Source organism: Burkholderia sp. WSM2230 (assembly GCF_000472445.1).
In the GTDB taxonomy this organism is placed as follows: Bacteria; Pseudomonadota; Gammaproteobacteria; order Burkholderiales; family Burkholderiaceae; genus Paraburkholderia.
Genome location: NZ_AXAJ01000017.1, coordinates 101,860 through 121,493, shown reverse-complemented (window position 1 = coordinate 121,493; position 19,634 = coordinate 101,860). Strand labels below are relative to the sequence as shown.

General features: G+C 62.9%; 14 protein-coding genes. 1 reads left to right on the top strand and 13 read right to left on the bottom strand.

What is annotated here, in order from left to right; genetic code table 11:
- From A3AC_RS0125475 to A3AC_RS0125430, 10 genes are all read right to left on the bottom strand, one after another.
- Positions 1-5,248, bottom strand: a 5,248-nt coding sequence (locus A3AC_RS0125475) for a two-partner secretion domain-containing protein (protein WP_025602273.1), incomplete at its 3' end; no start/stop codon positions are given.
- Positions 5,249-5,730: 482 nt separating this feature from the next.
- Complete coding sequence (locus tag A3AC_RS0125470) at positions 5,731-6,147, bottom strand: CopD family protein (RefSeq protein WP_025602272.1); 417 nt, start codon at positions 6,145-6,147, stop codon at positions 5,731-5,733.
- 151 nt (positions 6,148-6,298) lie between these two features.
- A complete protein-coding gene (locus tag A3AC_RS0125465; protein WP_025602271.1) occupies positions 6,299-7,570 on the bottom strand; it encodes a glutamate-5-semialdehyde dehydrogenase in 1,272 nt (423 codons plus the stop codon).
- A 258-nt stretch (positions 7,571-7,828) separates the two neighbouring features.
- Positions 7,829-8,947, bottom strand: coding sequence for a DNA polymerase III subunit delta (gene holA, locus A3AC_RS0125460; RefSeq protein WP_025602270.1), 1,119 nt, complete (start codon positions 8,945-8,947; stop codon positions 7,829-7,831).
- Positions 8,948-8,984: 37 nt separating this feature from the next.
- Positions 8,985-9,539, bottom strand: coding sequence for an LPS-assembly lipoprotein LptE (locus A3AC_RS0125455; RefSeq protein ID WP_025602269.1), 555 nt, complete (start codon positions 9,537-9,539; stop codon positions 8,985-8,987).
- A gap of 86 nt (positions 9,540-9,625) precedes the next feature.
- Positions 9,626-12,217: a leucine--tRNA ligase gene (gene leuS, locus A3AC_RS0125450; protein WP_025602268.1), complete on the bottom strand. Its 2,592-nt coding sequence runs from the start codon at positions 12,215-12,217 to the stop codon at positions 9,626-9,628.
- A 164-nt stretch (positions 12,218-12,381) separates the two neighbouring features.
- Complete coding sequence (locus tag A3AC_RS0125445) at positions 12,382-12,843, bottom strand: ExbD/TolR family protein (RefSeq protein ID WP_025602267.1); 462 nt, start codon at positions 12,841-12,843, stop codon at positions 12,382-12,384.
- Positions 12,844-12,981: 138 nt separating this feature from the next.
- Positions 12,982-13,701 carry a MotA/TolQ/ExbB proton channel family protein gene (locus tag A3AC_RS0125440; RefSeq protein WP_025602266.1) on the bottom strand — a complete coding sequence of 240 codons (720 nt, stop codon included), beginning with the start codon at positions 13,699-13,701 and terminating at the stop codon, positions 12,982-12,984.
- Between the two features lie 59 nt (positions 13,702-13,760).
- Positions 13,761-14,558, bottom strand: a complete 798-nt coding sequence (gene dapB, locus A3AC_RS0125435) for a 4-hydroxy-tetrahydrodipicolinate reductase (protein WP_025602265.1) — start codon at positions 14,556-14,558, stop codon at positions 13,761-13,763.
- A 177-nt stretch (positions 14,559-14,735) separates the two neighbouring features.
- Positions 14,736-15,566, bottom strand: a complete 831-nt coding sequence (locus tag A3AC_RS0125430) for an outer membrane protein assembly factor BamE (RefSeq protein WP_025602264.1) — start codon at positions 15,564-15,566, stop codon at positions 14,736-14,738.
- 158 nt (positions 15,567-15,724) lie between these two features.
- On the opposite strand from A3AC_RS0125430, the gene fur reads away from it, so the two are divergent.
- Positions 15,725-16,153, top strand: a complete 429-nt coding sequence (fur, locus tag A3AC_RS0125425; RefSeq protein ID WP_012434340.1) for a ferric iron uptake transcriptional regulator — start codon at positions 15,725-15,727, stop codon at positions 16,151-16,153.
- 141 nt (positions 16,154-16,294) lie between these two features.
- Here the strand turns inward: fur and A3AC_RS0125420 are convergent, their stop codons facing one another.
- The 3 genes from A3AC_RS0125420 to A3AC_RS0125410 form a co-directional block, all read right to left on the bottom strand.
- Positions 16,295-16,864, bottom strand: coding sequence for an ureidoglycolate lyase (locus A3AC_RS0125420; RefSeq protein WP_025602263.1), 570 nt, complete (start codon positions 16,862-16,864; stop codon positions 16,295-16,297).
- Positions 16,865-16,877: 13 nt separating this feature from the next.
- Positions 16,878-17,888: an allantoicase gene (gene alc, locus A3AC_RS0125415; RefSeq protein WP_025602262.1), complete on the bottom strand. Its 1,011-nt coding sequence runs from the start codon at positions 17,886-17,888 to the stop codon at positions 16,878-16,880.
- Between the two features lie 267 nt (positions 17,889-18,155).
- Complete coding sequence (locus A3AC_RS0125410) at positions 18,156-19,484, bottom strand: C4-dicarboxylate transporter DctA (RefSeq protein WP_025602261.1); 1,329 nt, start codon at positions 19,482-19,484, stop codon at positions 18,156-18,158.
- Between the last annotated feature and the right edge of the window lie 150 nt (positions 19,485-19,634).

Genomic DNA, 19,634 nt, shown 5'->3' with positions numbered 1-19,634 from the left:
CCGTCGTGTTGATCGAGCCGTTGATGTCCGTGCCCGTACCGTTGGTCGAATCACCGCTGATATTGGTCGAGCCGTTACCCGACGTATTGATCGAACCATTCGGGTCAACGATCACGCCCGTACCATCCGCGCTGTTGCCAGAGATGTTGATCGTGCCGTTATCGGTCGTATTGATCGAGCCGTTGATGTCCGTGCCCGTACCGTTGGTCGAGTCACCGCTGATATTGGTCGAGCCGTTGCCGCTGGTGTTGATCGAACCATTCGGGTCAACGATCACGCCGGTGCCATCGGTCGAGTTGCCGCTGATGTTGATCGTGCCGTTATCCGTGGTGTTGATCGAACCATTGATATCCGTGCCCGTACCGTTGGTCGAGTCACCGCTGATATTGGTCGAGCCATTACCCGAGGTGTTGATCGAACCGTTCGGATCGACGATCACNCCNGTGCCATCGGTCGAGTTNCCGCTGATGTTGATCGTGCCGTTATCCGTGGTGTTGATCGACCCATTGATATCGGTGCCCGTACCGTTGGTCGAATCGCCGCTGATATTGGTCGAGCCGTTGCCGCTGGTGTTGATCGAACCGTTCGGGTCAACGATCACGCCGGTGCCATTGGTCGAGTTGCCCGAGAAATTGGTCGTGCCGTTGTCCGTCGTGTTGATCGACCCATTGATATCCGTTCCCGTACCGTTGGTCGAATCACCGCTGATATTGGTCGAGCCATTGCCGCTGGTGTTGATCGAACCGTTCGGATCGACGATCACGCCCGTACCCTCGGTCGAGTTGCCCGAGATATTGATCGTGCCGTTATCCGTCGTGTTGATCGAACCGTTGATGTCCGTGCCGGTACCGTTCGTCGAGTTGCCCGCGATGTCCGCTGCGCCATTGCCCGAGATGTTGATCGAACCGTTGGGATCGACGATCACGCCCGAACCGTTGGTCGAACCACCACTGACGTTGATCGTGCCGTTGTCCGTCACGTTCACGTCACCGTCGATCACCGCGCCGTTGCCGTTCGTCGAATTACCCGAGATATCGGCGGCACCGTTGCCCGAAATGTTGATCGAACCGTTGTCGCCTTCGATCACGCCAGAACCATTGGTCGAGTCGCCGGAGATGTTCGCCGTGCCGTTGTCCGCCACGCTCACGCTGCCGTCGATGACCGCGCCGTTGCCGTTCGTCGAGTTGCCCGAGATATCGGCGGCACCATTGCCCGAGATGTTGATCGAACCGTTGTCGCCTTCGATCACGCCCGAACCATTGGTCGAGTCGCCGGAGATGTTGACCGTGCCGTTATCCGTCACGTTCACGCTGCCGTCGATAACCGCACCGTTACCGTTCGTCGAATTGCCGGTGACATCGGCTGCGCCGTTACCCGAGATGTTGATCGAGCCGTTCGGATCGACGATCACGCCCGAACCGTTGGTCGAACCACCACTGACGTTGATCGTGCCGTTGTCCGTCACGTTTACGCCGCCGTCGACCACTGCACCGTTGCCGTTGGTCGATTTACCTGCGATATCGGCTGCGCCGTTACCCGAGATGCTGATCGAGCCGTTATCGCCCTCGACTACGCCCGAACCATTGGTCGAGTTACCCGACACGTTGACCGTGCCGTTGTCCGTCACGTCCACGCTGCCGTCGATGACCGCGCCGTTGCCGTTCGTCGAATTACCGGAGATATCGGCTGCGCCGTTACCCGAGATGTTGATCGAACCGTTATCGCCCTCGATTACGCCCGAGCCGTTGGTCGAGTTACCCGACACGTTGATCGTGCCGTTATCCGTCACGTTCACGTCACCGTCGATGACCGCGCCGTTACCGTTCGTCGAATTGCCGCTGATGTCGGCTGCGCCGTTACCCGAGATGTTGATTGAACCGTTGCCGCCTTCGATCACACCCGAACCATTGGTCGAGCTGCCGGAGATGTTCGCCGTGCCGTTGTCCGCCACGTTCACGCTGCCGTCGATGACTGCACCGTTACCGTTCGTCGAATTGCCGGTGATATCCGCTGCGCCATTGCCCGAAATGTTGATCGAACCGTTCGGATCGACGATCACGCCCGAACCGTTGGTCGAACCACCACTGACGTTGATCGTGCCGTTATCCGTCACGTTTACGCTGCCATTGATCACCGCGCCATTGCCGTTCGTCGAGTTGCCTGTAACGTTCACGCCTCCGTCGCCAGAGACGTTGACCGAAACGTTTGGCTCTACAAGCACGCCAGAGCCATTGGCCGATGTACCGCTGATATTGGTGGTACCGTTGCCGGCGGTATTGATCGAGCCAGTATTCAGGTCGACACCGCTTCCGTTCGCCGATGAGCCAGCAATGGAAATCTCGCCATTACCCGACGTGTTGATCGAACTGGTCCCATTCTGTAAAACACCGGCTCCGCTAGTCGAGTTGCCCTGCACGGATAGAGTGCCATTGTCGGTCACACTAATGTCATTGGCTCGAATGACAACGCCCGCGCTGGTGTTGGACTGGCCATTAACGTTTACTGCACCGTTGCCCGAGATATCCACGACGCTGCCAAGGGCGAACCATGCGCCGGCACCAGTGTTTGATACGCCCGAAATATTGAGCGTCGCGGAGTCAGTGACATTGGTGCCGTACCAGCCGATGAAACCCATCGAAGTGCTGGATGTGCCGGCAACATTGATTTGAGCGTTATCTGATTCGTTCCAATTTGCCTGCTTTTGAACACCGTATCCGTTAGTCGATGTCCCGTTCACATCCATGGTGGCATTCTGCGAGAAGTTAGTCGTCCCCCCGATATATGCAGCGCTTCCGTTCGTGCTGGTGCCGCTCACTGTGATCGCGCTGTCGCCCGAGACATTTCCGTTCAGCGTGAGTGAAGCGCCCGTGCCGTTCGTGCTGGTACCGCTCACTGTGATCGCGCTGTCGCCCGAGACATTTCCGTTCAGCGTGAGTGAAGCGCCCGTGCCGTTCGTGCTGGTACCGCTGACGCTAACAGCCGCATTACCCGAGACATTAAAGTCCACGGGAGCACCTCCGGAATAGAACGAAGCGCCCGTCCCATTCGCGCTGGTTCCGTTGACATTGAACTTGCCGTTGTCTTGTGCGTTGACCTGTGTTGCATAGCCAAGAACGCCGTAGGCTTCCGAACTCGTACCGACGACGTTAATTACCGCCGAATCCGAAATATTGAAACTGTTTGAAGCGATCGAATAGAGGTCGGCCCCCATCGAAACGCCAGTGCCGGTCGTGCTAGCGCCGTTCAGGTTCAGTATCGCGTTGTTCGATACATCGACGCGGGCTTGACCGTTATATCCGGCTCTTCCAAATTGAACCCCGATACCACTATTCGATGTACCAACGGCATTGATGGTCCCGCCGGTCTGTACCAAATGGGAGTTTTGATCAAAACGAACGCCGTCGCCGGAGACTGACGAGCCCGACAACGTCAGCGTGCCCAAACCGGTCTTCGTCATATATCCCGCGATACCCACACCGTCGCCGGTGGTGGCATGCCCGGTGATAGACCCGCCACCGATGTTCGCCTGATTGCCGTTGAGGTAGACGGCGTTTACACCCGCGAGACCGTTGCCATTCACCACGTTGCCCGACATCGTGAGCGTGCCGCCGCCCAGATCAGTGTTGGCGCCCTGCAGAGTCGCCGAACCATTGTGATTCCCGCTCATGTCCGCGGTCAGGTTCAGGTTCAGCGCGTTGCTCGTGGTCGTGATGTTGCCGTTGAGCTGGATGCTGCCGTTGGCAAGCATCGTCAGAGTCGCCGCACCACCCCCCGTCTTCATAATATCCGCGCCTGCCTGCTGCACGATGTTGCCCGTCGCCGTGCCAGAACTCGCCGTCGTGATCGTCACGTCCGCGCCGCCGCTCAGCGCGTTGCTGATCGTCGTGTTCTTCACCGTCGCGCTCGTGTTCGAGCCGCCGCTGAACGTGCCGCCCGAAACATTGCCACTGTAGTTCGCGTCGGCGCCCGTGCTGATCGTCACGTCCGTCGGGTCGATCAGCCACTGGCCGGCCTTGCCGTTCGGCGCCGCCGCGCTCACTGCGCCCTGCACGTCGAGGCTATGCCCCGACGTCTCGACGAAGCCGCCATTGCCATGCGCGGAGTCCGCTTTGATGCTCGCGCCGGAATCGACTTGCGTGTAGTTCGCGAAGTTCACGCCGTCCTGCAGCATGTCCGCTGCCTGCGTGCCGGCCAGCTGATGCAGGCTGTCACCACCGATGATCACCTTGCCGCCCGCCGCATCGCCGCTCACATCGACGCTCGCATTGCCGAACACACCCACGCGGTCGCCCGACAGCACCACCGTGCCGCCCACGCCGCCCGCCGCGTTGTTCGATGCGTCGATCTTGCCCGTCACCGCCACGTCGCCCGTGTTGCCTGCATCGGCGACGACCGTGCCCGCGCGCACCACGCCCGAGAGGTTCACCACCGTGTTGAGCAGCGTGTTGCTGCCGCGCGCCGTGAGCAGCACCGTGCCGTTCTGCGCGTTGATCGTGCCGCTGTTTTCTACCAGCGCGTTGGCCGTCGCGTTCGTCAGCGTCAGCTGGATGCCCTGGCCGTTCGGCAGCGCAACTGTCGCGCTGTCGCCCGCGGCGAGCACGACCTGACCGCCCGGCGCCGTCGTGATCGTGCCGCTGTTACGCACCTGGTCGCCCATCAGCGTCACATAGCCCTGCGCCTGGATCGAACCGTCGTTGACCACGCTCGCGTTCGTGCCCGTCGAGCTGAGTTGCAGCGGGCCGCCCGCCATGAACTGGTTCGCGTCGATGGATTTCGTCGTCGCCAGCAGCGAACCGACATTCACCACCGCGCCCTTGCTGAACAGCACGCCGTTCGCGTTCTGGATCAGCACCTGGCCGTTGGCGAGGAGCGAACCTTGAATGTTCGACGGCATGCCGCCCGTCACACGGTTCAGCGCCTGCGCCTGAGCGTTCGGCTGATTGAACTGGACGGTGTTGCCCGTCGCGACGTTAAACGAGTTCCAGTCGATCACGGTGCGCTGCGTACCCTGATTGATGGTCATCGTGTTCGGGTTGGTCTGCGAGATGCTCGCCTGACCTGCAATCACCTGGCCGTTCGTCGGGAGCGACTGCGCGCGGCTCACCGACGGATGAAATGCAATCAATGCCAATGCCACGGCACTCATCGTCGATACGACGCCAAATTCGCGGCCCGACGCGCCGACGCCGGAACTCTCACCTGCCTGTTTGCCCTGGCTCGTCACATTCTCTGCAACAGCGACGAGCATGCCGAGACGCTTGCTAAATACCCGGCGAAATCGATTCTTATTCATGAAGACTCACAAAATTTGTAGGAAACGCGACAACCGCTCACTGCGGCCCGACATTGAGCGAAGCGTGGCTACGGCCGTCGGGCTTTGCTAATGTTCGGAGTCGAGAATATGAGACGCGCCTCACAGACAAAATCAGACAAGGACTAAAAACGCCTCGTTGACGGTCGGGCTTTTGCAGACAGATGTGGAGGACGACACTACGCGCGCAGCGTTTGAGGAAGGGCTTGCCCTGTCACCGCGGCGCAGACAGAAAGGGGAAATGTGGCGATGCGCCTGCGTGAGCGGCGCAGGCGCCTGAGAAAAAGCGTGGAGAGTTTGCGAGACTTCAGCGGCGAGAATGCCGCGTATCCGACGAGCACGGCGAAGAAACCGCGCGATGTTCCGGAAATGTCTTAGACGTGACCGCAGCGAAGCGGCCGCCAATCAGGAGCGAAAAATCAGAACGGCTTGATCACGACCAGTGCAACCGCGGCCAGCATTCCGAGCACCGGCAATTCGTTGAACATCCTGTACCACTTATCCGAGCGACGATTTTGCCCGCGCTCGAAAGTGCGCAGCAACACACCGCAGTAAGCGTGATAAATCACCAGCAACACGACCACGCCGACCTTCGCGTGAATCCATCCCTGCCCGCTGCCGATGCCCACCACCAGCCAAAGCCACAATCCGCAAGCAAGCGCCGGCACAGCAATGAACGACATGAAGCGAAACAGCTTGCGCGCCATGATCAGCAGACGCTTCACCGCGGCCGGTTCCGTTTCCATCGCCAGATTGACGAAGATGCGCGGCAAATAGAACAGGCCGGCGAACCAGGAAGCGATCAGAACGATGTGAAACGTCTTGATCCAGAGCATCGGATGTCCTTGGATGGTGGGTTAGTTATTCTGAAAAGCGCGGGCGATAATGCCGCGCGTGGATCGCGACGCGAAGTGACCGAGGGTCGCGGCAATCAAAACAGCCATGCGTGGCCGCGTTGCACGGCCACGCCTTGCACGACCTTCGCGCTTATTGGCGACCTTCGCCATGCCCAAGCACGACATACTTCAGCGACGTCAAACCTTCCAGTCCGACCGGACCGCGCGCGTGAAGCTTGTCATTCGAGATGCCGATTTCCGCGCCGAGACCGAACTCGAAACCGTCCGCGAAACGTGTCGACGCGTTCACCATCACGCTTGCCGAATCGACTTCGCGCAGGAAACGCATCGCGCGATCGTGGTCTTCCGTGACGATCGCGTCGGTATGTTGCGAGCTGTATTTGTTGATGTGCTCGATCGCCGCGTCAAGATCGTCGACCACCTTTATCGCGAGAACCGGCGCGAGGTATTCGGTGCGCCAGTCCTCCTCGGTCGCATCGACGAGCGGACCCACGCCCGCGTCGGCCAGCACCGCGCGCGCCGCCGCATCCACACGCAGTTCGACTTCCTTGTCGCGATACAGCTTGCCGAGCGGCGGCAACATTTCCGATGCAATGCCGCGCGCGACCAGCAACGTCTCCATCGTGTTGCACGTGCCGTAGCGGTGCGTCTTCGCGTTGTCGCACACGGTCAGCGCCTTCGCCAGATCGGCGCGGTCGTCCACGTACACGTGGCAGATGCCGTCGAGGTGCTTGATCATCGGCACGCGCGCTTCGTTCATGAGCCGCTCAATCAGGCTCTTGCCGCCGCGCGGCACGATCACGTCCACATACTCGGTCATCGTGATCAGCTTGCCGACCGCGGCGCGATCCGAGGTGGCCACCACCTGCACGGCGTCCTGCGGCAAGCCCGCGGCCTTGAGCCCCTCCCCGATCAGCTTTGCGAGCGCCGTATTGCATTCGAGCGCTTCGGAACCGCCGCGCAGAATCGTCGCGTTGCCCGACTTCAGGCAGAGCGCGGCGGCGTCGATCGTCACGTTGGGACGCGATTCGTAGATGATGCCGATCACGCCGAGCGGCACGCGCATCTGCCCGACCTGAATGCCGCTCGGCCGATACTTCAGATTGCTGATTTCGCCGATCGGATCGGCCAGCGCCGCGACCTGGCGCAGACCTTCCACCATCGTCTTCAGCGCCTTGTCGGACAAGGTCAGCCGGTCGATGAAAGCCGCGTCGTGGCCTTTGTCGCGTGCCCGCGCCAGGTCACGCGCGTTGGCTTCCTTGAGCAACGCGGCGTCGCGCTCGATGCCCGCTGCGACCGCCGCGAGCGCGGCGTTCTTCGCAGCCGTCGACGCACGCGCCATGGCACGCGAAGCCTGACGGGCGCGGCGACCGAGGTCGGTCATGTACTGGTCGATATCCATGGTGATTCTCGTGGTGACGCGCACGCCGAGTCGCGGCGGGCAGGTTGTTTAGCTGAGTAGGGAAAGATTCAACGATTGTAAGTCGGGCCAGGGAGCTTTGCTTGCGCGGGCGCGCTTGGTGGCCTTGCGATACCTGGACGCTGCAATGCTGCAATACCGGAAGGCTGCGCTTTGGCCTGCGAAGTTTTGCTTGTCTTGACCTGGTTGCGCTGAAGCTGCAATGCTCTCAAACTCCGGCGCCCGGCACAGCAGTCAAGTTCACACCGGCCTACGCGCCGCGGCACCACTCCCGCTCCGAGGTCGCGGCGGCGGCACAGCCGACGTTTTTGGCGAGGCCACCGTCATAGCAAGCTCGAACAGGCCGTCCCAAGGATCGGGCGGCGGATCATGGCGATGATTACCCGGCGTACCACCCGACAAACCCTTCACCTGCCGATCCAGCCGCGCCGCCAGCGCCAGCGCCTTCTCAAGCGAAGCCTCGCTGACACGCGACAAAGCCGGCCCGATCAAGCGCTCGCGCGGACCCCACACGCGGTTTTCGCGCACGAGCATGGCAAGCGGCTTGCCGGCCGCGACCCCGCGCTTGATCCGCAACAGCGTGCGCAATTCTTCGACAACGGCCCACAGCACGAGCACCGCCGCCTCGCCTTCGCCGCGCAGCCCGTCGAGCATACGCGACAAGCGGCCGACGTCGCCCGCGAGCATCGCCTCGTTGAGCTTGAACACGTCGTAACGCGCGACGTTCAGCACGGCGTCGTGGACCTGTTCAAAGCTCAACGAGCCCGCCGGATACAGCAGCCCGAGTTTCTGGATTTCCTGATGCGCGGCGAGCAGATTGCCCTCCACACGCTCCGCGATAAACGCGAGCGCGCGCCGCCCCTCCTCGCCTGCGGCCACCCGCTGGCCCTGCGCCGCGAGCCGCTGGCCGACCCAGTTCGGCAACTGCGCGCGCTCGACCGGATCGATTTTCAGCGCGACGCCCGCATCCGCGAGCGCCGTGAACCACGCGGATTTCTGCGTGGCGGCGTCGAGGCGCGGCAGCGTGATCATGGTGAGCACGTCGTCGTTCACGGAACCCGCGAGCGACTTGAGCGCATCCGCGCCTTCCTTGCCGGGCTTGCCCGACGGAATGCGCAATTCGACCAGTTGACGGTCGCCGAACAGCGACATCGACTGGCTCGCGCCCAGCAGCGAACTCCAGTCGAAACTGCGCTCGACTGTGAACACCGAGCGATCCGTGAAGCCGGCCGCGCGGGCCGCCGCGCGAATGCGGTCGCATGCTTCCTGCGCGAGCAGGTGCTCGTCGCCGTACACGACGTACAGTCCGGCGAGTCCCTTGGCGAGATGCGCTTCCAGCGCGTCCAGTCGCAGTTGCATGGCTACGTGTGTCCCAGGTCGGATCGACGCGCGACGCTCACAGCGGCGGCGGCGGCAAGGGCGCGCGCGGCACGACGCCCGGCAGCTGCTCGCCCGGCGCCGGATGCAGCGAGCGCACGCTCGACAGACGCCGCGTGAGCTGGTCGATTGCGTCGTTTTCCATGTCGGCGAACAGAATGTCCGACTCGGCGGTCTTTGCCTGCGAATACTGGTCGCTATAGGTCATCGCGCGGTTCAGGGCGATCACGCTCGGCGGGATCAGCACAGTGCCGTCCTTGCCGACCAGCGTGTAGTTCATGTTCAGATTCAACTGATATTCGGCGACGACGCCCAGCGAATTCAGCGTCAGCGTGCTGGTGCCGCGAGCTTCGGTGATCTGCAAGGTGGCGTCGGCGTTGGCCACGGACCTCACCACCACCGTGTCGCTGCCGCCTTGCACGATGCGCGCGAGCCGCGCGCTCGCCGCCGGCGAACCGCCCGCGATAAAGAGGCGCTTGAAGGCATAGTCCTGCTGGCCGCGCAGCTGGAAGCCGCACGCGGACAACATCAATACGCTGCAAGCCAGCGTTACGAAAAGCGATCTGCGAGTCACATTGGCTCCTGGTTCGCAGTGAATTCCCGGCGCGCGGCAAGCGCCGCCGCGCGAGGCGGCGCCATGCCGGCCGGCGGATGTTGCTGTCAAACGACCACGTTCACGAGGCGGCCCGGCACCACGACGATCTTTTTGGGCGCCTTGCCTTCGCTGAACTTCGCGACCATTTCGTGCGCGGCCGCGAGCTGTTCGATCGATTCACGCGACGCCTCTTTCGCCACCGTCAGCGCGCCGCGCACCTTGCCGTTCACCTGCAGCACGAGTTCGATCTCCGATTGCTCGAGCGCTTTTTTGTCGACCTTGGGCCACGGCGCGTCGAGCAGCGAACCGAATTCGTCGGCATAACCGAGTTCCTGCCACAACTGGAACGTCAGATGCGGCACGACCGGATACAGCACGCGCAGCATCACGCCGTACGTTTCACGCAGCACGGCCGGCAATGCGCCCTTCGCGCTGTCGAGCGCGTTGAGCATCTTCATTGCCGCCGACACCACCGTGTTGTACTGCAGACGCTGGTAGTCGAAGTCGGCCTGCTTGAGCACGCTGTAGATTTCGCGGCGCAGCAGCTTGTCGGCGTCGCCGAGTTGCGCGGCGTCGAACTTTCCGTCCGCGCGCAGCGCGGCTTCGTTCGCGTGGCCAAAGCTCCAGACGCGGCGCAGGAAGCGGCTCGCGCCTTCCACGCCCGAGCCCGACCATTCCAGTTGCTGCTCCGGCGGCGCGGCGAACATGACGAACAGACGCGCGGTGTCCGCACCGTGCTGGTCGATCAGCGATTGCGGGTCGACGCCGTTGTTCTTCGACTTCGACATTTTCTCGACGCCGCCGAGCACGACCGGCTCGCCGTCCGCATTCAGCACAGCGCCGACCGGGCGGCCCTTGTCGTCGAACGAGACGGTCACGTCGGCCGGGTTGTACCAGGTCTTCTTGCCCGCCGCGTCTTCGCGGTAATACGTTTCGTTGAGCACCATGCCCTGGGTGAGCAGGTTCTTGGCCGGCTCGCCGAACTTGACGAGGCCGAGGTCACGCATCACCTTCGCCCAGAAACGCGAGTACAACAGGTGCAGAATCGCGTGCTCGATGCCGCCGATGTACTGGTCCATCGGCGCCCAATAATCGGTGCGCTCGTCGACCATGGTCTTTGCGTCCGGCGACGCGTAGCGGTAGAAGTACCACGACGAATCGACGAAGGTGTCCATTGTGTCGGTTTCGCGCCTGGCCGCGCCGCCGCAGGTCGGGCAGGTGCAGTTCACGAACGCTTCGGACTTCGCGAGCGGGTTGCCCGTGCCGTCCGGTACGAGGTCTTCAGGCAGCACGACCGGCAGGTCTTTTTCAGGCACCGGCACGTCGCCGCACTTCGGGCAATGGATGATCGGAATCGGCGTGCCCCAGTAACGCTGGCGCGACACACCCCAGTCGCGCAGACGCCACGTGATCTGCTTGTCGCCCAAGCCGAGCGCCTTCAGGTCAGCGGCGATCGCGTCCACGGCCTGCTCATAGTTCAAGCCGTCGTACTTGCCGCTGTTGACGAGCGTGCCCGTCTTATCGCCGTACCATTCCTGCCAGGCGTCTGTCGAAAACTCCTTGTCTTCGACCGCCACCACCTGCTTGACCGGCAGACCATATTTCTTCACAAACGCGAAGTCGCGCTCGTCGTGCGCCGGCACGCCCATCACCGCGCCTTCGCCGTAGCTCATCAGCACATAGTTGCCGATCCACACTTCGACCTGCTCCTGCGTGAGCGGATGCGTGACGTAAAAGCCGGTCGCCATGCCCTTCTTTTCCATCGTCGCGACGTCGGCTTCCGCCACGCCGCCGCGCTTGCATTCGTCGATGAAAGCCTGCAGTTCCGGCTTGTCTTTCGCGAGACGCGTGGCGAGCGGATGCTCGGCGGCAATTGCGCAAAACGTCACGCCCATGATCGTGTCAGCGCGCGTGGTGAACACGCGCAGCAGCTTCTGCTCGCCGTCTATTTCGTACGGAAAGCCGAAGTTCACGCCGAAGCTCTTGCCGATCCAGTTCTGCTGCATGATCTTGACGCGCTCCGGCCAGCCGAGGCCTTCCAGATCGTTCAGCAGTTCGTCGGCGTACTGCGTGATGCGCATGTAGTACATCGGGATTTCGCGCTTTTCGACGAGCGCGCCCGAACGCCAGCCGCGGCCTTCGATCACCTGCTCGTTCGCGAGCACGGTCTGATCGACCGGGTCCCAGTTGACGGTACCCGTTTTCTTGTACGCGATGCCCTTTTCCAGCATCTTGAGGAACAGCCACTGGTTCCACTTGTAGTAGTCCGGGCTGCAGGTGGCGACTTCACGCGACCAGTCGATGGCGAGGCCCATGGACTGCATCTGCTTCTTCATGTAAGCGATGTTGTCGTAGGTCCATTTCGCGGGCGGCACGTTGTTGGCCATCGCCGCGTTTTCCGCCGGCATGCCGAACGCGTCCCAACCCATCGGCATCAGCACGTTGTAGCCGTTCATCCGCAGATAGCGGTACATCACGTCGTTGATCGTGTAGTTGCGCACGTGGCCCATGTGCAGCTTGCCCGACGGATACGGCAGCATCGAGACGCAATAGAACTTGGGCTTGTCGGTGGTTTCCGTCGTCTTGTATGCGTCGACGGCGCGCCATTGCCCTTGCGCGGCGGATTCGACGTCGGAGGGAACGTATTTTTCGTGCATGGTGTGATGGATCGCTGGGTTCGGTGCTTCCGCACCGGCCGCTATGCTGCTTTGGTGCTTTTGCTGGATGAAATGGCGTCGTTTCCCCTTCTGCGGGGAAAGGGCTGATTATACCGTTCGCGGACGGCTGCGCCGCGCTCCCAGCGTCGTGCGCCTGCTTGCGGTTATTGCTTGCCGGCCGGCGGCGGGTCCGTCACGAAGCCAATGCGCTCGAGCCCAGCCTGCTGCGCGGCGCCCATCACCTGCGCGATCACCTCATAGCGCGTATTGCGCTCGGCGTGCAGGTGGATTTCCGGCTGCGCGGCCGCTTTCCGGGCTTGGTCGGCTTGGGCTTCCGCCTCTTTGCCCGCTTGCGCGAAACGCGCGCGCATCTGCTCGAGCGTGGTAAGGCTGCCGTTCCAGTAGAGCTTGCCCGCGGCGTCGATTGAAAGCGAAATGGTTTGCGGCGTTTCGCGCGCTGGCGCCGCGGCGACCTTCGGCAGATCGAGCCTGATTGCGTGCGTGAACAAAGGCGCCGTAATGATGAAGATCACCAGCAGCACGAGCATCACGTCGATCAACGGCGTCATGTTGATGTCCGCCATGGGCGCAGCCGTCTGTTTTTTCTCGAATCCGCCGAATGCCATGTCGCCTCCTTCGTCGAGTGCCCGGTTAGCGTGGTTGGTTGATCTGCTTGGCTGGCGTCCTCAGCCAGCTTCCCGAGTTGGCGTCCTGACTCGCCTGACCCGTCAACGCACTTAGTCAGTCCGCCTTGCCGGGCACGCTCAACGAGCCTGTTGAGCGGCGGCCTGCTGTCCGCGCAGCGGCGCTTGCGGCTGGCCGGCGGGCGCGCAGACGTACGCGTGCAGGTCGTGCGCGAAACCGTCGAGTTCTTCCGACAACTGTCGCACGAGCCGCCCGAGCACGTTGTAGGCGAGCACGGCGGGAATCGCGACCACCAGACCGAAGGCGGTCATGATGAGCGCCTCGCCGACCGGACCGGCGACGTTCTCGATCTGCGCCTGACCGCTCGCCGCAATACTGCCGAGCGCGTGATAAATGCCCCACACGGTGCCGAGCAGGCCGACGAAAGGCGCCGTGCTTCCGACCGAAGCCAGCAGCACCTGGCCGAATTCGAGCCGCCGTTGCGACGCATTGAGCGCTTGCCGCAGCGCTCTCAGCACCCGCTCATTGCGCTCCACGCGCGCGAGCAGCGCGCCGGGAATATCCACTTCGGCGGCATGAAGCGCGGCTTCGGCGAGCGGTGCGAAAACGCGCTCGCGGTCGGCGCGCTTCAGGGCAGCGACGCCCTCGGCGAGCGTCGCGGCCTGCCAGAAGCGTGCGACCGCGCGCGCGCCCTGACGTTTGGCGCGCACGAGCACCCAGCTCTTGACGATCAGAAAGCACCAGCTCGCAATGGACATCGCCAGCAACACATAGGCGACGCCATGCGTGATCGCGTCGCTCGTTTGCAGGTAATGGATGATGCCGCTGCCGCCTGCCATCTGACCTCGCCGTAAGAAAGTGCCGTTTTTGCGTGCGTTTTGGCGTGCGTTTCGCCCGCTTAGCGCAGGCCGAGCACGTCCTGCATGTCGAAGAAACCGGTTTGGCGGCCTTCGAGGAAGCGCACCGCGCGCAGCGCGCCCTGCGCGTACGAAAGACGGCTTGCCGATTTGTGCGTGATTTCGATGCGCTCGCCAATGCCCGCGAACAGCACCGTATGATCGCCGACGATGTCGCCGCCGCGAATCGCCGAAAAGCCGATGGTGGATGGATCGCGTTCGCCCGTCACGCCTTCGCGGCTGTAGACCGCGCAGTCGTCGAGATTGCGGCCGAGCGCATTGGCGATCACCTCGCCCATGGTGAGCGCGGTGCCCGACGGCGCATCGACCTTGTGACGGTGATGCGCCTCGATGATTTCAATGTCGTAGCCGGTCGCGAAATGCTTGGCGGCGAATTCGAGGAGCTTCAGCGTGACGTTCACGCCCACGCTCATATTCGACGCGAACATGATCGCGATCTTGTCCGCTGCGGCGCGCAGCTGCGCCTTCTGCGCATTGTCGAAGCCGGTCGTGCCGATCACCATTTTCACGTTGTGGCGCTGCGCCGCTTCCAGATGCACCAGCGTGCCTTCGGGCCGCGTGAAGTCGATCAGATAGTCGGACTCGGCAAATACACGCTCGATGTCGTCCGTCAGCACGACGCCCGTCTGTTTGCCGAGAAAAGCGCCGGCGTCCTGACCGAGTTGCGGCGAACCCACACGGTCGAGCGCGCCGGACAGCGTGGCGTCGGAATCGTTAAGAACGGTTTCGATGAGCATGCGGCCCATACGGCCCGATGCGCCAGCAATCGCAATTTTCATGGCTACGAGGGTTCGAAAGAACAGCCCGGCAAGGGCGGGCAAAAGCGGCGGCGGGCAGCACGCCCTCGCGCCGCGCATGACTGGACCAGCAAAGAAGCAAACGGTGCCGCGCAACGCAGGACGCTACGCCGCAGCGGGCGGTTGCGCAGCCACCGTCTTAAAACAAGGACAGCGGGATTACTGGCTCGTTCCCGACGTGGACGGCGCGGTGAGCGGCGCGTTATACGTCGGGCCGCTGCCGTTTTGCGACGAACCCGTCGGTCCCACCGGATTGTCTTGCGCCGACGGCGAGGGCGGCGGCGGCGGACGGTGGAACTGGAACTGCGGCTGACCAGCGGACGTTGGGCCTTGCGACGGCACGCCGCCGGCATTCGCGGTGGGCGCCGTGGAACGCACCGACGACTGCGTGTTGCGCGACGGTGTTTGCACTGCATTCGTCGCACGATTGGCGGCTTGCGCGGCTTCCGCGTTCGGGTCGGTGGACGGCGTCGCGGCGGCTGCTGCGCCCTCCACGGACGGCGAACGCGCCGTGTCCACGGTGACCGGCGCAGTCGCAGCGGCCGGCGCGCTCGCGCCCGCGGCGCTCGCCGCGACCGGTACGGCCGCCTTCTTGCCGCGCTTGTCGCCGTCGATCTCCGCCAGCAGTTCCAGATTCGACGGCAGGTCTTCGCCGCCGCTCCAGCTCGCGACGCGGTCGCCGGCGAACATCACGATGAAGTCCCGCTGCTGCACGACGTTAGTGGAGCCGCGCTTGAAGTAGAACACGTAGTCCCAGCGGTCCGCGTGGAACATGTCCGCGAGAAGCGGCGTGCCGAGCAACTGACGCACCTGGGCGCGCGACATGCCAACCTGCATTTGCGAGGCGGCTTCTTTCGAAACGAAATTGCCTTGCACGACGGTAATGCGGTACGGCGTGATGCTCTGAGCAATCCGCTGCGTGACGCTATCGTAAGTGGAACATCCTGCAAGGATCGCGAGAGCCGCAACAGCGATCAAGGTACCCCGCATGCGGCTCCCCCGGTAGATCAGTTGAGATTTTGAAATCATTTCACTCACCGTGCGGGCCCGCTGACGAGCCGCGCGAGTTTCATTCCATCGAAGATGACCAGAACGGCAAAAACGCATTACTATGAGAGCCCAGCATTGTACTCTAGGGATCCCTTGTCATGACCAATCCAACCGATCTCAAGAATATCGGGCTCAAGGCGACCCTTCCGCGCCTCAAAATCCTTGAGATTTTTCAGCACAGCCCGGTCCGTCACCTGACGGCCGAAGACGTGTACCGCAACCTCCTGCACGAGGAACTCGATATCGGTCTTGCCACCGTTTATCGCGTGCTGACGCAGTTCGAGCAGGCCGGCCTGCTGTCGCGCAGCAATTTCGAATCGGGCAAGGCGGTGTTCGAACTGAACGAAGGGTCGCATCACGACCATCTGGTGTGCCTCGACTGCGGGCTTGTCGAAGAGTTTTTCGACTCGGAGATCGAGAGCCGTCAGCAGTCTATTGCGAAGGAACGCGGCTTCAAATTGCAGGAGCACGCGTTGGCGTTGTATGGCGCCTGCACCAAGGAAAACTGCCCGCATCGCAAGCATTGACGCGGCCGCGGCCGTGTCGGGGGGCGCGGTCGGAAGGTGAGCAATGAGCAGAAAAAAATGCCCGGCCGGGTGAAATCGGCCGGGCTTTTTTTGTCCGATGGAGCCGGCGCGCCGATCCCTTTCGCTTGCTTACTTGCTCCTTTAGACAGTGGTTGCCGTGCTCGCCACGCTCTCCGGAAACACGAGCCGCCATGGCTGCGGCAGCGTTTGTTCATCGCAATTGTGCTGCTCGCCGCCGCGATCGACGACGAGAAAATCGCTCACGCGATCCAGCGCCAGCAGCGGATGATGCCAGACGCCCTTCGCATAATTGACGCCTTGCCAGATGTCGGTCCAGAAGCCACGCAACCGGGTTGCATCGAGCTCGCCGGCCGGCGCGACGACGATCAGATAGCGGCACGGCGTCAACGGAATGAAAGCCTGGCTGCCGAGCGGATGCCGCTCCATCATCGCGATGTCGATCGGCAACGGTTGCGGCTGCGCCCGGAACAGGTTGATGAGCGGCCGTCCGCCCGCGTCCGTCACGTCGACGCGCGCGAGGTCGTGATAGCGCTCGGTGGTCCCGCCATTGATCGCGAAATGCCGCGTGCCCTCGAGTTCGATCACGTCGCCGAACGGCGCGAAAGCGGCGCGCGTCAGGCGCTGCAGTGGCAGTGTCCGTGGCAACGTCGGTTGCAATGCCGCTGGCAAGCTCGCTTCTGATGTTTTCATGCGTGGCGCTCCGTTACGCGATCTCGCCCCACAGACGCAGCCGCGACACGCCGCCGTCGGGGAAAATATTGAAGCGCACGTGCGTGACGGGGCCGAGCGACGCGAGGCCATCCGCGAACGCGTGGACATGATCCATCTGCAGTTTCTGCTCGTCGAGCAGCACCGGCCAGAACATGGCCTGCGTGACGAGCGAGTCGTCAGTGCCGCCGGTCACGCGCGCCGCCTGCAGCGAACAGCGATCGGGGAAATTGCCCTTGAAATGGGCTGTGTCCACTTCGATCTTGCGGATCACGCCCGGCCGCGCCAGCGCGACGATCGCCCAGTCGTTGCCCGGCTCGCGGCGGCGTCGCGTTTCCCAGCCGTCGCCCATGTTGACGCCGCGTCCCGGCATCAGCATCTGCGAAGCGGGCCCGAAATGCTGGTTGTTGGCAGCGACGAGGTACGCGCCGTTTTCAATCGCGGCGAGATCGAGCAGCGTGCCGCGCTCCACGCGCTCCCAGTCGCGCTTTGGCTGACCGTACACACGCAGACGCGCGAGGCCGCCATCCGGATACAGGTTCACGCGCAAGTGGGTGAAAGCGCGCACGTCGTTCACTTCGACGTAATGGTGCTGATTGCCTTGCAGCGTCGTCGCGGGAACCAGCGTCTGCCAGTCGGCGTTATCGGGCGGCAGGTCGCCGTCCACGTGACAGGCGTCGATCGACGCCGCCGGCGGAAAGTTGCCCGTGAAGTGGCTCGTGTCCAGATCGACGCCATGCACGACGCCCGGGCGCGCGAGGCGGATCACGCAGTGATCGTGGCCACTCGTGCGCTTGCGGCGGGTTTCCCAGCCGTCCATCCATTTGCCGTGGTCGTCGTATTTGCCGGGGATGAACACCGCCGGCTGCGGATCGAGCATGCGCTCTTTCGGCGCGAAGAATTCGTCGCTGGCGAAGAGCGCCTTCGCGCCGAGCCGCGGATCGGCGAGATTCATGTAGCGACGGGTGAAAGCGGGAGCGTTCGGGTCGAGGATCGGATTAGCCATGGTTTGGGGTCAAACGACGAAAGGTTGGGAGCGCCGACGGTTCGGCATGTTCGTCGGCGGACAAAGCGCGCTGCGTCGGCGCGCGGAATCGGGAAGCGTCAGGAAAAGCGGGTGAGCGGACTTCGCATGGAGACGCTGGCGAGCGATGCGCTCAACTCGCCGCACAGCTGAGCCAGTCAGCGTCAGACGGCGCGCCGAGCGGCGCGCGCGTGGCTCGCCTGCCGACGCCGGCCACGCGCCGCCGCTCGCGCTGCCCTCACACTGCCCTCAAATTGCCGGTGCGCCGTTGCCGGTTGCCGGTTCGATAGCCGCGTCCTCGCCGGCCGCGACATAGCGGAAATCAGCGTCGCCGTTCAGCACCCGATGGGCGCGCGCCCGGTCGATATCCTTTTCCCACACCGCGACCACCACCGTCGCCACGCAGTTGCCGATCAGATTGGTCAGCGCGCGGGCAATGCCGACGAACCAGTCCACAGGAAGGATCAGCACGAGGCCGAGCACGGGAATCGCCGGAATCGCGGAGAGCGTCGCGGCCAGAATCACGATGGCGGAGCCGGGAATGCCGTGCGCGCCCTTGGACGTGACGAGCGACACCAGCACGACCACGATCAGATCATGCGTCGAAAGCGGCGTGTTGGTCGCCTGAGCGATGAACAGCACGGCGAGCGTCAGATAGATGGAAAAGCCGTCGAGATTGAACGAGTAGCCAGTGGGAATCACGAGACCGACCGTCGAGTCCTTCACGCCCATCCATTCGAGCTTGCGCATGACTTGCGGCAGCACGGCATCGGACGAAGCGGTGCCGAGCACGATCGGCAGCTCTTCGCGCAAATAGCGCATCAGCTTGAAGATGCTGAAGCCCGCGAGCCGCATGACGGCACCCAGCACGACCACCACGAACACAATGCAGCTCGCGTAGAACACGAGCACCAGCATGCCGAGCTGCTTCAGCGATTCGACGCCGTACTTGCCGGTCGTAAAGGCAATCGCCCCGAGCACGCCGAGCGGCGCGAGCTTGATGATGAAGCCCATCACGCGGAAAAACACCTGCGCGAGTTCGTCGATCATGTTGCTCACCCGCGCGCCCTTGCTGCCGAGCAACGACAGGGCCGAGCCGAACAGCACCGAAAACACCAGAATCTGCAGGATGTCGCCGGTCGCAAACGCGTTGAATGCAGTGTCGGGAATGATCTTCAGCAGAAAGCCGGCGGTGTCCTTCAGGCTTTTCGCGTGCTCGGTGTACGTGGACAGCGAGGCCGGGTCGAGCGAATGCAGGTCGATGTTCATGCCGGCGCCGGGACGCGTCACGTACGCGAGCACCGCGCCGATCAGCAGCGCGATTGTCGTCATCACCTCGAAGTAGACCACCGCCTTCAGGCCGACGCGGCCGACCTTGCGCAGATCGCCCGCGTGGGCCATGCCGCTCACGACGACGCAAAACACGATCGGACCGATCACCATCTTGATCAGCTTCAGGAAACCGTCGCCGAGCGGACGCAGCGATTGCGCGAACTGTGGGTACAGCGCGCCGATCGCGACGCCGATCAGCAGCGCAATGACGACCCGGCCAAATAGCGAGTTGAGAAACTTCAGCACGGCTTCCTCCTGAGTGGATGTTCCATCTGTTCAGACTGGTCTGACCAGTACTGTTATGGAGGATAGTAGGAAGCCGATATACTGGCGTCAAGAAGTCATAAAACGGTGTTTACCCGGGGTTTCCTAGCCTGTCCGTCGCACTTTCCGGCG

Bases quoted from the DNA above. Each gene is read 5' to 3' on its own strand.
- A3AC_RS0125470 (WP_025602272.1), bottom strand. From the start codon at position 6,147: ATGCTCTGGATCAAGACGTTTCACATCGTTCTGATCGCTTCCTGGTTC.
- holA (WP_025602270.1), bottom strand. From the start codon at position 8,947: ATGCAACTGCGACTGGACGCGCTGGAAGCGCATCTCGCCAAGGGACTC.
- A3AC_RS0125430 (WP_025602264.1), bottom strand. From the start codon at position 15,566: ATGCGGGGTACCTTGATCGCTGTTGCGGCTCTCGCGATCCTTGCAGGA.
- A3AC_RS0125465 (WP_025602271.1), bottom strand. From the start codon at position 7,570: ATGGATATCGACCAGTACATGACCGACCTCGGTCGCCGCGCCCGTCAG.
- dapB (WP_025602265.1), bottom strand. From the start codon at position 14,558: ATGAAAATTGCGATTGCTGGCGCATCGGGCCGTATGGGCCGCATGCTC.
- A3AC_RS0125440 (WP_025602266.1), bottom strand. From the start codon at position 13,701: ATGGCAGGCGGCAGCGGCATCATCCATTACCTGCAAACGAGCGACGCG.
- A3AC_RS0125420 (WP_025602263.1), bottom strand. From the start codon at position 16,864: ATGAAAACATCAGAAGCGAGCTTGCCAGCGGCATTGCAACCGACGTTG.
- alc (WP_025602262.1), bottom strand. From the start codon at position 17,888: ATGGCTAATCCGATCCTCGACCCGAACGCTCCCGCTTTCACCCGTCGC.
- A3AC_RS0125445 (WP_025602267.1), bottom strand. From the start codon at position 12,843: ATGGCATTCGGCGGATTCGAGAAAAAACAGACGGCTGCGCCCATGGCG.
- leuS (WP_025602268.1), bottom strand. From the start codon at position 12,217: ATGCACGAAAAATACGTTCCCTCCGACGTCGAATCCGCCGCGCAAGGG.
- fur (WP_012434340.1), top strand. From the start codon at position 15,725: ATGACCAATCCAACCGATCTCAAGAATATCGGGCTCAAGGCGACCCTT.